This is a genomic window from Bartonella sp. AA126HLJHH (assembly GCF_042197425.1).
Lineage (GTDB): Bacteria > Pseudomonadota > Alphaproteobacteria > Rhizobiales > Rhizobiaceae > Bartonella.
The window spans coordinates 1-12,061 of record NZ_JBHIRU010000010.1 but is presented as its reverse complement, the minus strand read 5'-3'; the positions used below and the strand labels follow the sequence as shown (position 1 = coordinate 12,061).

Here is a 12,061-nt window from a genome sequence, read left to right as displayed (position 1 = left end):
TGATAAACACGATTGACGATTGTTTCTCCCTTTGCTGCCAATGCTGCAATCACAAGAGAAACAGAAGCACGCAAATCCGTCGCCATGACAGGAGCCCCTTGCAAATTCTCTGTTCCATAGACAGTTGCCGTCTGCCCATCAAGCTTTATCTGTGCCCCTAAGCGATTGAGTTCTTGAACATGCATAAAACGATTTTCGAAAACCGTCTCTGTAATATGCGCGATTCCTTCAGCCCGTGTCATGAGCGCCATGAATTGCGCTTGGAGATCAGTTGGAAAAGCAGGATAAGGTCCTGTTTTAATATCAACGGGCATAATTTTGGTGTTCTTTGGATTTCGCTTAATATGAATTCCTTGAGGTTCTATTTGAATCTCGAGTCCTGTTTTTTGGAGCACCTTAAGCACTTTTGTGAGATGATTAGGATTTGCATTTTTAAGAAAGACATCTCCTCCCGTCATAGCAACAGCCATTGCATATGTTCCCGCTTCGATTCGATCAGCAATAACGCGTACTCTAGCACCGTTGAGTTTTTTAACCCCTTCAATTGTAAGCGTTGTTGTTCCTTCACCGGTTATTTGAGCCCCCATAGCATTCAGAGTTCGAATAAGGTTTGTCACTTCTGGCTCACAAGCCGCATTCTCAAGAGTGGTTGTTCCCTTTGCCATTGTCGCCGCCATCAGCAGCACATGGGTTCCACCAACAGTGACTTTAGGGAAACGATAGTGAGCACCTTTTAACCCCTTTAGCGCTTTTGCATGAACATATCCATTTTCGATAGTAATCTGTGCGCCTAAAGTTTTAAGTCCCTCAAGGATAAAATCGACAGGTCTTGTTCCAATAGCGCATCCTCCAGGAAGCGAAACATAAGCCTCTGCGCATCGTGCAAGCAGTGGTCCGATAACCCAAAAGCTTGCACGCATTTTTTTCACCAGTTCGTATGGTGCCCGTGTTGTGGCTATTTTTTGCGCCGTAAAATGAATTGTTCTTGAATTCACGCATTCATCTTTAAACTCTTGTCCATCAACGGCATATCCAACACCATGATTATTGAGAATACGAATAAGCAATTCAACATCGGCCAGATGCGGAATATTTTCTAAAGTGAGCGTTTCTTCTGTAAGCAGCGCCGCAATCATAAGAGGCAATGCAGCATTTTTTGCCCCAGAAATAGGAATTGTTCCTTGAAGTTTTTCTCCCCCAACAATTTGAATAGAATCCATCGTGTTTTCCCTCTTTTCCTTTGTGCCTGCCCTTCCAAAGGATTGTCCCCCTTCGGGAAGTTATGCTTTATTAATCGTTTTAGAACGCATTCTAACTATGAGAACAAATTATTGAGAAGTTTGGTTGCAAAAATTTACTAAAAAACATTTTTTTGCATTTTAGAGCTTTTTGCATTTTAGAGCTCTGGTTGTGCTCTTTTTCGGCTTTGCTCTTTTCGACGTTTCAGGTTTTGACGCAATTGTTGTGCCAATCTTTCTTGACGTCGTTTTGCTTTTTCATCTTGATGATTAATTTCATTTTGTTTTTGTTTTTGATGCATTTGTGTCATTGCGCAACCTTTTAAACAGTGTTGAGCTTCTATCCAAGCAACTCATAACCTTAAATATTTAAGCATATAAGAAACATATGTCATGACATAAGATACGTTTTCTTGCAAGAATATACAAATGTTCTCTTGCCTATTTTCTGACAATATGGCACAAGACAGCGCAAAGATTGAAAAGGGCTGCGGTAGCTCAGTGGTAGAGCACTCCCTTGGTAAGGGAGAGGTCGAGAGTTCAATCCTCTCTCGCAGCACCATTTTATTCTTCTTTTGCCTCTCTCTTCTTGCCCTTATAAGTCTTCCCTATAAGCCTAAATCTTTTCCCCCAACCTTCATCGGCTTCATCAAATCCTCCATCCTTTAAACCATGCGTTTCAATAGCCTCAAAATCAGTAGCTTCAAAATCAAGAGCCTCAATGACACGCTTAATCTCTAAAATGCTTTGCGAACGGCTTTTGAAATTGACCGCCCCCCAAAGAATATCCCCCCACCCCTTGCCTCCCCTCTCTTTCCTTGCCTCCCCTCTCTTTCATTTCTGTAAGATTGTCCCCCTTTACTCCTTCTCTTTGCCAAGCCTCACTGTTGCAACAGCTCTTAGCACTTGAGACGGTATAGACATTTTTATTTTTTCAATATTTTATTTCTTGAATATTTTTCCCCACAAGCTCACCCTGTTTGTAATATGCAAACAAACGATTTTACTTGATTCAATATAAGAGCGTCTGAATAAGAAGGGTTGAAATAAGAACATCTCACACTATTTCGGGCTCTCATTGAAATTCAAATTGAATCTCAATAATGAATTATTATAAACTCATTGTTTGAACATATCCCATTGATACCTTTAGCCGCCTCCAAACCCATAATCTTATCTTTCCAGCCTCTCTATCCACCTCAAGCAACACAAGTATTCCCTGTAAAAATTAGAATAAGCTTCATCGATCCTATTCGTCATTTACAACAGATCTAACAGAGCCATTTCCAGAACCTCCTCTCAACTCAATTCCTTCCCCATTCTCCCCACCCCTTACCAAAAGCAAAAACCAAACAGTGATAAAGTCCCCCTCAATAAAGCTTTCACTAAGCCACCCCACTCTCCCATATGGCAAACATCTCATATAACAGACATCCCCATATACTAGGCATCCCATATACCAGAAAATTGATAGCCCGCCGTTTCAAAGAAGATCCCTCATTACCAATTTTATACACTATGATTTTCCACGTGCTCTAAGCCATCCCTCTTTCAACACGCATCTTTTTTATACGAATACTTTGATTGATACGGATAGCGTTATTCCTCTTGCATAAGAATCCGAAGAGCAAAAAATTCTCTCCCCCTCTATTCTATTGAAATCAATCACCCCTCTTCGCTTACAGTTCACAAACAGAAAGATCCGTATGGCGAGAAACTTTCCAAGAAAAGCATATCTCTTCGTAAGAAGCCTCCCAGTAAACGAGATTATGAATCGTCTCAAGAGCTACAGCCCATGCCGCAATTTTGGCAACGGGCCCCAAATAGTACCAACTTACTTTTTCATAAAGTAAGATAGGGTGCGCAATGTTTATAATCTACAGGGTTTTATAACCTCTGGGGTTTATAATCTACGGGGCTTGACCGTTATACCCCTCACGATATTATTCACAAGCGCCAGTATGAAATTTATGAACGCCGGCATAAAATGGCTGTGAAATGAGCTTAGAGCGAGATATCTTTATTAAAACAAGTGCGTGAATGTACAACAACAAGTATATTTCATTTGGAGTATTTTGGATATTCCCTACTCTCCCCACCCTAGGACAACCATTTTGGCTACAGATCCCCTTATATTTTCTGCATATTTTCTGCTGTCATACCTCCTCCAATAAGCTAAAACCCCACATATGCGGGGTTTTAGCCAGTACCACACCTTTATTTAGACACATTATGATCATTATAACCATTTTTATTAAATACGTTTTTACGTATATTTTCAACACAAAAATAACACATATTGATTTATTCAACAGAAATGACTTATAAAAGCTCATCAGAAACAAACGACAATAAATACCCTCTGTTTAAACACTTTATTTTCTTCGCTATCGTAATAAGCGCTGTTTTATTTACGCATCATACAACGAGTGGATGTACAACAGATGGTCTTTTTGTTGGAAGTACTTCTCCGATCAATTGTATTTCAAAAGAATATATAAGACAGAAAATAAAAAAGAAGATATTGGAAAAAGAACGCGAAAGAGAATGGTTAGAGCTTGAACAATTTTCTGTTAGCGCTTGTCTAGGTGGAAAATTTCCTGTTTATTATGGCGTTTCTATTATCGATTGTGTTTCAGAGGAAGAACTAAAACAAAATCGTCTTAATCAAAATCGTTTTAATAATGAAATTAATATAATGAACTTATTCCTGCAATGGTTTATCGTAGCATTCGTAATAACAACGATAATGTCTGTTCCCATAAGTTTACTTTGGCGTTTTAGATTTAAGGTTCCTGCCTGTTTATTTACAATAATGACAACCTTGGCTATTATTGCCGTCCCTTTTACATTTGATTTATCGTCTCTCTTTTAATCTATTTTTGTAAAAAATATTTCTAAAATATTAAAAACACCCTGCATTTTTAAGCGTTTTGAACTGTATCTCCTCTCATTTAGAGACAATAGCCCCAAGTACAGCCATGCCACTCAATACAATGTTCACCATATTTCTAACATAAAAATAACACATGTCGATACATTCAAAAGAGATCAATTAAACGATCTTATAAAATAAGAGCAATACACAAAGTAGCTGTATTTAATGATAGTAAATGAAGACGATTATTATGGAATTCTTGGTGTAAGCTACGCATGCAACGCTAAACAGATAAAATCTGCTTTTCGTAAATTAGCTCTGCAATACCACCCTGATCATAATTCTAGTACCGAAGCAGAACAAAAATTCAGAAAAATTTGTGAAGCCTATGAAGTTCTTAAAGATCCTCAAAAGAGAGCTGCTTACAATCAGTTCTATCATGAAACTTTTAAAGATAATGACAAGGCTTCTGAAAGTAATAAAAGCCGAGATAATATAGGTTTAGTGTTAATATCACCTTTTAAAAAAATAGCTGTCTTTGTCATTGCTCTAATACTATTTTTCGTAATATATATTGGCGGTACCATTATTATATTTCGGTATTTTGATTAGAGGAACTTAATGAAACAGAGTGATCTATAAATGTCTCTTCCGATTAACATACTTTGGTGATTTAGGTTAAAGATTCCAGCGTTTTTATTTGCAATAATGACCGCCTTAGCTGTTATTGCCGTTCCCTTCATATTCTATTGATAGTTATTTTTGTAAAATCTGAAGAGCTTTAAGATCAGTCCCACAGTGAATTCACAAGGTGTGGTAATTTTTGATTTTCTATAACAAGGTAGTGTAGAAAAACATAGAGATTATAATGTCTCTATCCGTTCTTTTCTTATTCTCCCGTTTCCTCCACCCCTCTATTTTTTTCCACAACCTGCCCCCAATCTTTTCCCCAACAAGCCCACTTGACTCCACACAGACTTTTTCTCATGCCCCTAACATCCTTTTCCATATCGGCTAAAAAAATCCCCCAAGCCCCCGCAAAGCTCTCTCCCCCCCAAGAACGAAAGCATAACGTACACCATTGTCACAGCAATGAAAAAAGCAATTGGCCCATCATTGCCACTCCCCCACAGTACTCACCACAAAAGCACCCAAAATCACACCACCATATCTCTAAACAACTTGGCCTTACTCCCCATTCTCGTTTTCCCTTCCAGCATACCGCGCCGCCTTGCATGCGCTCCAAGCACCCTTTCTTCCCACATTTTCCCACCATGCCTTTCACATTCATGACCAAGCTCTTTGCGCTCCCTGCACTCTTTGCGCTCTTTGCTTGCACCCTCCTCCAACACAAAAACCAGCTCTTTTCCTCCTTGAACGTGCCTTTTTATAGGTTGGAACCTGTCTGCACTGCTGCTTCCCTTCCCCCTAAACCTCATTTTTGTTCTCTAGCATGCTTTCGTGTCACTCCAAGTCACAGGATAACGACCTGCCCCCTTCATCCCCACCATTTCCTCCTCATCCCGCTCCAACATTTCTCTTCCCAAAGCCGCGTATCTCCCCCTTTTCCATATCGGCTAAGAAAATCCCCCAAGCCCCCGCAAAGCTCTCTCCCCCCAAGAACGAAAGCATAACGTACACCATTGTCACCACAATGAAAAAGCAACTCAGCCCATCATTGCCGCTCCCCCAGCACTCACCACAAAAGCTCCCAAAATCACACCACCATATCTCTAAACAACTTGGCCTTACTCCCCATTCTCGTTTTCCCCTCCAGCATACCGCGCCGCCTTGCATGCGCTCCAAGCACCCTTTCTTCCCACATTTTCCCACCATGCCTTTCACATTCATGACCAAGCTCTTTGTGCTCCCTGCACTCTTTGCGCCCCCTTATTTGGCACCCTCTTCCAACATATGCTTTGCTCTTTTCCCCCTCTGCTCTTTCCTTTTTATAGAACTTTGCCTCTCCTCAACGCTACACAAGATCCCCTTCTTCCCCTCTTACGTCTCATTCTTGTTTTGCCCTCCAGCATACGTCTTGCATGCGCTCCAAACTCCCCGCTTTCTCCCTCCTTCAAAGCAATTTCTGTTCTTATATGAAAACCTGTCTCAACCGATTTAATTTGCTGTACCATCTTCTCCAAAGCCTCATTAAAACGGCTAATTTCATTTTCAAGCTTGCAAATATACGCTTCATCACGATAAGCCCGTTTAATCAAAGGAGGCATATCCGGCCAATAGAGCATTAAATCCACCCATTCGCGTTGAGAAATCCATAACCCTCCTTGACATTGTGCTTTATGTTCTGCTGGAAAGCCCTTTTGCATGAAATGAGGAATTAAAATTTCAGGTTTTTTTGTTTTAATTTCCAACAATCCATTTTTTCCAACAAAAGCATCGGGAGAAAATCCTTGTCCGCGATCATCAGCCAAAACAAAGCCAATACATTCAGGTTCTGTATGTGTCAGTTTCCCATAAAGCTGTCGCGCGCTTGGTTCTAATTCAGTCCCACGTCGCATAGAAAGTGTTGCCCCTTCATCAACGGTTTTTCCGGTAATTCTTTCTCCCGCCAATTTCATCATCACACTCTGATAGCGTGACGTTTTTTGCCCTTGTTTTGTTCGTGCCATAACCATCTCAAACAACGAAGCCGTAATCAAACCATTACGCGCTTGCTGCCATTCCTCTGTTCCTTGAATACAATCGATAATGATTGGCATAGTATTTCTCCCCTTCATCTTTAAGGTGTTTTTTTTGCAACATATTCTCTTTGAAACATTCATATCTTTTAAGATGCATTCCCCACTAAGAATGACAGCATCCTTAAATATTGTGCTGCTGAAATCACAAAAGCTGTTGGAAACGCCCCCCTCAACATCCCCCTCCCCACAAGTTTCTCATCCCCTCCTTTTCCATATCGGTTAAGCCCCCAAGCGGCGCCCTCCCTAGACGAAAGCATAACGCGTGATATTTTCTCCCCGATAAAAAAAAACCTCTTGCCCATCATTGCCCCCCTAAGACTCAATACAAAAACGGTCAGAACCGCGCTCCCATAGCGCCTTCCTCTTCTTCCCTCTCAAACACCTTCCCTCATTTCCCAACATGCTTTCACATTCATATCCAAGCTCTTTGCACTCCCTGCGCTCCAAGCCCTCTACTTTCCCCCCTCCTCCAACACTCTACTCCTTCCCCCTAAGCCTTCATTTTTGTTCTCCAGCATGCTTTCATATCACTCCAACCCCACTGGATAACCCGCTGCCCCTTCATTGCCTTACCCCCCAATGAACCAGCCGGCAACTTCCCCCACACAAGCGCCCGCAATTCCCCATATATAGGGCTCTTTTCTTCATACCCCCCTTTCCCATATCGGCTAAGAAAATCCCCGCAAAGCCCCTCCTCCCAAGCTCCCCACCCCCAAGTCGTCCCCCCCCCAAGAACGAAAGCATAACGTGCACCATTGTCACCGCAACGAAAAAGCACTTGGGCCCATCATTGCGGCTTCTTTTTTCAACCCTGCTACTGCACGACGAAAAAATCATGGCGGCAATATTCTTCCTCCAATTTTTTTGCCATAGACTGAGCCACCTCTTGCGATATAAAATGTATAGCGTTGTGTTTTTGTGGTTCGAGTCTGATTAAATTTCGCGTGTTGCCAGCATAATAAAGTGGAAACCCTTGATAAGAAGTCTTGAGATAACTTGGCATGTTTACCACCAATAATCTGTCAAGACATCACATGGGCGTAAACGATGCTGTTTTTCATAAGAGCCATAGAGATTATCTTCATAATCGCAAGCCGCTCTTTCATTTAAACAAGCATGATAAGCTTCACTATTCAAAATGAAGGGCTGCAATTGTGTATTTTCTTCATTTATTTCATGATTTTCGACATAAAAATCAGCGATTTGTTCCGTAACATCTTCAGCATGAGAAGTTGTTAGATCGAGTCGTAAAACTCTATAAACAGTTTCACATTCTTCAATCAGTTCGAGCACTTCTTCGATTTCGTCGATTGGTCCTTCATAAGTACAAGGATTTTCCTCTTCGCATAAAACGACAATGATTTCATCCTCTTTAACGAATGAAATATTTTTCATGATTTCCCCCTTTAGATAGTTGATAAAGCATAGCCTTGTCTTGACAAGACTAAATATAGCGTTAGTCTTATCTCCTCTATAGGAGAGATGTCAACCATTTTATCCTTCATAAAAGATATATTTTAAATATCTACGGGGTTCAAATGACATATGTAAAGAAAAATCTATTATTCTTTGTTCCTCTCATGCCCCTTTGTTGTTCTCTATTTGTTCTTACAAAATTGCAATTATAAACACACAGGAGAGATAAAATGAGTGACATAATATTAATAAAACACTGGAGTCGCCTTGACTCAAAAGCACAGAAGGAAGTTATTTTGAAGCTTCGTCAATTGGTCGCCGCAAAAGAGTCAAAATCGCCTGTCTCTCTTGCGGAGAGAGTTTCGAAATAAGCTCTATAAATTCTTTATCTTCAGGGCTAGCCCCTTTCCCGTAAAGAATATAATTCATACTGATATTAATTTCGTGACAAATTCGCGAGAGAGATTCGATTGTTGGTTCTTTTCCTTCAGCAAGAATAGAATGAAGGTACCCCGCGCCTTTACCGGCAGCGAGGGAGATAGATCTTTTTGACCGCCCACTTTTTTCCAAAGCGATTCTTAATCTTTGACGCCAACCATTGATATTCATAATTTCACCATATAGCGCGTCTTTTTAAAAAAACACGTCCTTTTTATAAAACGGGCTTGCATTATCCTCTAAAAAGGATAAAATTAAGGAAACAAATTTTACTTTTTAGGGGGAAATTTTTTTATTTTTAGATCATAAAAACACTTTAACCACCCTACCGGATATAAAAGACCACCTCCAAAGCTTCTGCCCAAAAGCAAGTACGTTGAGAATGTGTGGTATTCTTTATTTTTTCCATCACCGCAATCTTAAATCGTAAGTTTGCATGCGCTTCAAGCACAGCCAATCATTTATAAGCATCGTAAAGAAGCCTCTAGTCATCATCGAACAGAGCCAAAAGCAACACAAGTTAAATCCTTATTTGAGCTTTTATCATCAATAAAAATGTATAAAAAAGAAGAAAGTAGATTGCAGTATGAAACACGCTAATCAACAAGAAACTCCTCATTATGAATCGTCTAGGCTTCCATATGTTTGTTGGTATCAAAATGACTTTCTAGGAGGTGTACGTGGGATGCGCGCACACGAAATTGGAATCTATACGATTCTTCTCAATGAAATGTATGCCCGTGGCCGACCTTTAGAAATATCGAAAGAACGTTTAGCGCGTCTTTGTGGTTGTGACAAGCGAACTTTTGTTAATGTTTTAGAGATGCTCATCCAAGAGGGTAAGATTTTAAATTTAGCCAATGGATTATGGAACAAGCGTTGCGAAAATGTTTTTCAAGAGCGTGAAAAATTGCTTGAACAAAAATCCTTTGCGGGTCGTTCTTCGGCAAAAAAACGCAAGAAAATCAATGCAGAGATGCAACAACTGCTTAACGAAAGTCCAAAAGATGTTGCACAAAACTCAAAAGCTCAAAAGGCAGAAGAAAAGGAAACACCTTACGGTGTTTTAGAAAAGAAAATTTTGTTTGATGAGACAGAACCTTGTTTTTCCTGCGAAGAGAACTTTGAACAAAGCGATCATCCATCACCCTTATCGGCTCTTGATTCACTTCTCCCTTCTCCTGCGCAAGCAGAAGCAGAGCAAAAAAACGCCTCCCCTTTAACTGCTCCCCAAGCCGAGTTCACTCCCGCCCCTATCGCGCAAATTGTCACGGGGGAAAAAACAAAATCCGCCACCACTCTTCCCCCCAGCAATCTTCCTGCCTCCATCCCTCCTTCTTCCAACAAAAAAACCACAACCTCAGTTGCCAAAGGGCATCGTCTTCCTGAGCATTGGCAAGCAGACATCAAGGCGGCAGTTTCAGAAGGCTTGAGTGAAAGCCAAGCCCATTGGCAAGAAAAGAAGTTTCGCGACTATTGGCAAGCCAAAGGCGGCAAAGAAGCTCTCAAAGTAGACTGGCAAGCCACATGGCGCAACTGGTTTCGCCGTGAGATCGAACGGCAAGAACAGCAAAAACAAAGGAGCTCCTCATCTTTTACCTCTGAGAACAATGACACGCTTTACCGCAGTTTGATCAACTATAGCGACAATTTTTGACATCACACAAACAACGTATTTTTCAAGCAAGCGCGGGGACAAAAATGCTTCAACACCACAACAGCATCGGACAAAACAACACAGAACAAAATGCGGCAAAACAACAATGAAATAAGCTCTTCACACCGTAAAACGAGTCAACATCGACCATTTTTCTCTCATCACAAAAGCGTTTTCCCCACGCAAAAGACCCTCACAGGCACCCCAACACATGCCCCAACAAGGTATCCCAAAACAGGACTCTAGCATGCACCACCCTCTCTCAGACATATCCACCCCACCCTTCTTTCACCCCCTTCCTCCTTTCCGCCTTCCTCCTTTTCCCAAGGCGCCACTTCCCATGCTCTTGGCAAACAGACATCAACAGAGCAGCTGCAAAAAAAACTCAATGAAAAGCAAACTCTTTGGCAACAAACCACCCCTCCCACACAGGCACCCCAACAGGACCCCAGCATGCACCACACTCTCAGACATCCACCCCACCTTCTTGCATCCTTCCTCCTTTCCACCTTCCTCCTTTTCCCAAGGCGCCACTTCCCATGCTCTTGGCAAACAAACATTAACACAGCCATTTCAGAAGGCTTGAGTGAGAGCCAAGCCCATTGGCAAGCCAAGAAGTTTCGCGACCATTGGCAAGAAAAGAGCGGCAAAGAAGCTCTCAAGTAAACTGGCAAGCCCCATAGCACCACGAGACTTTACGATCAGATCAAACGGTGAGAACAGTAAAACAGAATTCTCACCTCTCACATCTGAAAAAAACAACAATATATTCACCAGACGAATGACCATGAGCACAATTTTTGAAATCAAACAAAAACTTATCTCACAAGCCGATAAAATAGCAGAAATGCTTCTTCCCCAAGGGCACAAACGAGGCAACAATTGGATTGTAGGCAACACACGTGGTGAAGCTGGTCAAAGTTTATCGATTTGCTTGAGTGGTAGTAAAGCAGGACTTTGGTATGATTTTGCAGAAAGCACTGGAGGAGATCTTTTAGACCTTTGGTGTGAAGTCAAAGGCATTAGCCTTTCTCAAGCCTTAGAAGAAGCACGCGCGACTCTCAATCTGACACGCCCCAAACCCTTTATGGCGCCCCATCGTTCCTATCGCCGTCCACCGGTTCCTACAGGGCAGAGCCCGCAGAATCTTGTAAAAACCTATCTCCACGAAGAACGCCGCATTCCTCTAGAAATTATAAAGCGTTACCGCATAGGAGAAAATGGCAAAAAAATCATTTTCCCCTTTTATAAACCCGACGGCACCCTTGCTTTAGTCAAAGAACGGCTTGCGCAAACGGGAGCAAAAACCAAACCAACAGCCTCCCAATGTGAACCGATTTTATTTGGTTGGCAAGCTCTTTACCCCACAAACCACACCTCCACGCAGGCGCTCCAACAGGCACCTCAGCAAGCATTCCAACACACACCTCAGCAGGTACCCTCAACCAACCTCACCTCTACACAGGCACCCCAAAACACCGCCACAACCACCCCCACCTCCACACAAGCGCCCCAAAACACCGCCTCAACCAACCACCCCTCCACACAGGCGCCCCAGCAGGCACCCCAACACACACCTCAGCAGGTACCCTCAACCAACCACCCCTCCACACAGGCGCCCCAGCAGGCACCCCAACACACACCTCAGCAGGTACCCTCAACCAACCACCCCTCCACACAGGCGCCCCAGCAGGCACCCCAACACACACCTCAGCAGGTACCCTCAACCAAC

14 protein-coding genes, 1 tRNA gene and 2 pseudogenes are annotated in these 12,061 nt (G+C 42.1%); 5 read left to right on the top strand and 12 right to left on the bottom strand.

Features of this window, described 5'->3' with window-relative positions:
* Positions 1 to 1,220 (bottom strand): UDP-N-acetylglucosamine 1-carboxyvinyltransferase (murA, locus tag ACFIQC_RS06005; protein WP_375706876.1); only part of this gene is annotated, 1,220 nt, incomplete at its 3' end.
* A 176-nt stretch (positions 1,221 to 1,396) separates the two neighbouring features.
* Positions 1,397 to 1,549 (bottom strand): hypothetical protein, encoded by a 153-nt coding sequence (locus tag ACFIQC_RS06000; RefSeq protein WP_375607050.1) that lies wholly within the window; start codon positions 1,547 to 1,549, stop codon positions 1,397 to 1,399.
* Between the two features lie 176 nt (positions 1,550 to 1,725).
* Between ACFIQC_RS06000 and ACFIQC_RS05995 the strand changes: the two genes are divergently transcribed.
* Positions 1,726 to 1,800 (top strand) — tRNA-Thr (locus ACFIQC_RS05995).
* A gap of 687 nt (positions 1,801 to 2,487) precedes the next feature.
* Here the strand turns inward: ACFIQC_RS05995 and ACFIQC_RS05990 are convergent.
* Together ACFIQC_RS05990 and ACFIQC_RS05985 are read right to left on the bottom strand one after the other, a co-directional pair.
* Positions 2,488 to 2,661, bottom strand: coding sequence for a hypothetical protein (locus ACFIQC_RS05990; RefSeq protein WP_375633333.1), 174 nt, complete (start codon positions 2,659 to 2,661; stop codon positions 2,488 to 2,490).
* A 256-nt stretch (positions 2,662 to 2,917) separates the two neighbouring features.
* Positions 2,918 to 3,061, bottom strand: a complete 144-nt coding sequence (locus ACFIQC_RS05985) for a hypothetical protein (RefSeq protein WP_375678393.1) — start codon at positions 3,059 to 3,061, stop codon at positions 2,918 to 2,920.
* A gap of 494 nt (positions 3,062 to 3,555) precedes the next feature.
* Here ACFIQC_RS05985 and ACFIQC_RS05980 point away from each other — a divergent pair, with 494 nt between their 5' ends.
* Positions 3,556 to 4,113 carry a hypothetical protein gene (locus ACFIQC_RS05980; protein ID WP_375706875.1) on the top strand — a complete coding sequence of 186 codons (558 nt, stop codon included), beginning with the start codon at positions 3,556 to 3,558 and terminating at the stop codon, positions 4,111 to 4,113.
* Between the two features lie 228 nt (positions 4,114 to 4,341).
* Positions 4,342 to 4,581: pseudogene (locus tag ACFIQC_RS05975) on the top strand (DnaJ domain-containing protein); the annotation flags it as partial.
* A 692-nt stretch (positions 4,582 to 5,273) separates the two neighbouring features.
* Here ACFIQC_RS05975 and ACFIQC_RS05970 read toward each other — a convergent pair.
* The 7 genes from ACFIQC_RS05970 to ACFIQC_RS05940 all read right to left on the bottom strand — a co-directional run bounded on the left by ACFIQC_RS05970 (position 5,274) and on the right by ACFIQC_RS05940 (position 8,843).
* The gene (locus ACFIQC_RS05970) at positions 5,274 to 5,555 is read right to left on the bottom strand and encodes a hypothetical protein (RefSeq protein ID WP_375638472.1); all 282 of its coding nucleotides are present in this window, start codon (positions 5,553 to 5,555) and stop codon (positions 5,274 to 5,276) included.
* Positions 5,556 to 5,634: 79 nt separating this feature from the next.
* A complete protein-coding gene (locus ACFIQC_RS05965) occupies positions 5,635 to 5,967 on the bottom strand; it encodes a hypothetical protein (RefSeq protein WP_375706874.1) in 333 nt (110 codons plus the stop codon).
* Positions 5,968 to 6,065: 98 nt separating this feature from the next.
* On the bottom strand, positions 6,066 to 6,836 hold the full coding sequence (locus ACFIQC_RS05960; RefSeq protein WP_375706873.1) for a lambda exonuclease family protein: 771 nt from the start codon (positions 6,834 to 6,836) through the stop codon (positions 6,066 to 6,068).
* Between the two features lie 68 nt (positions 6,837 to 6,904).
* Complete coding sequence (locus ACFIQC_RS05955) at positions 6,905 to 7,123, bottom strand: hypothetical protein (RefSeq protein WP_375671810.1); 219 nt, start codon at positions 7,121 to 7,123, stop codon at positions 6,905 to 6,907.
* Between the two features lie 185 nt (positions 7,124 to 7,308).
* Positions 7,309 to 7,596 (bottom strand): hypothetical protein, encoded by a 288-nt coding sequence (locus ACFIQC_RS05950; RefSeq protein ID WP_375706872.1) that lies wholly within the window; start codon positions 7,594 to 7,596, stop codon positions 7,309 to 7,311.
* A gap of 227 nt (positions 7,597 to 7,823) precedes the next feature.
* Positions 7,824 to 8,213 (bottom strand): hypothetical protein, encoded by a 390-nt coding sequence (locus tag ACFIQC_RS05945; RefSeq protein ID WP_375621497.1) that lies wholly within the window; start codon positions 8,211 to 8,213, stop codon positions 7,824 to 7,826.
* Between the two features lie 312 nt (positions 8,214 to 8,525).
* Entirely contained in the window at positions 8,526 to 8,843 is a 318-nt protein-coding gene (locus ACFIQC_RS05940; protein WP_375621498.1) for an XRE family transcriptional regulator, read from the bottom strand.
* A 415-nt stretch (positions 8,844 to 9,258) separates the two neighbouring features.
* Here ACFIQC_RS05940 and ACFIQC_RS05935 point away from each other — a divergent pair, with 415 nt between their 5' ends.
* On the top strand, positions 9,259 to 10,329 hold the full coding sequence (locus ACFIQC_RS05935) for a DUF1376 domain-containing protein (protein ID WP_375706871.1): 1,071 nt from the start codon (positions 9,259 to 9,261) through the stop codon (positions 10,327 to 10,329).
* A gap of 573 nt (positions 10,330 to 10,902) precedes the next feature.
* Here the strand turns inward: ACFIQC_RS05935 and ACFIQC_RS05930 are convergent.
* Complete coding sequence (locus ACFIQC_RS05930; RefSeq protein WP_375706870.1) at positions 10,903 to 11,118, bottom strand: hypothetical protein; 216 nt, start codon at positions 11,116 to 11,118, stop codon at positions 10,903 to 10,905.
* Between ACFIQC_RS05930 and ACFIQC_RS05925 the strand changes: the two are divergent.
* A pseudogene (locus ACFIQC_RS05925) lies at positions 11,117 to 12,061 on the top strand (bifunctional DNA primase/helicase); the annotation flags it as partial. The gene ACFIQC_RS05930 and the pseudogene ACFIQC_RS05925 overlap by 2 nt on opposite strands.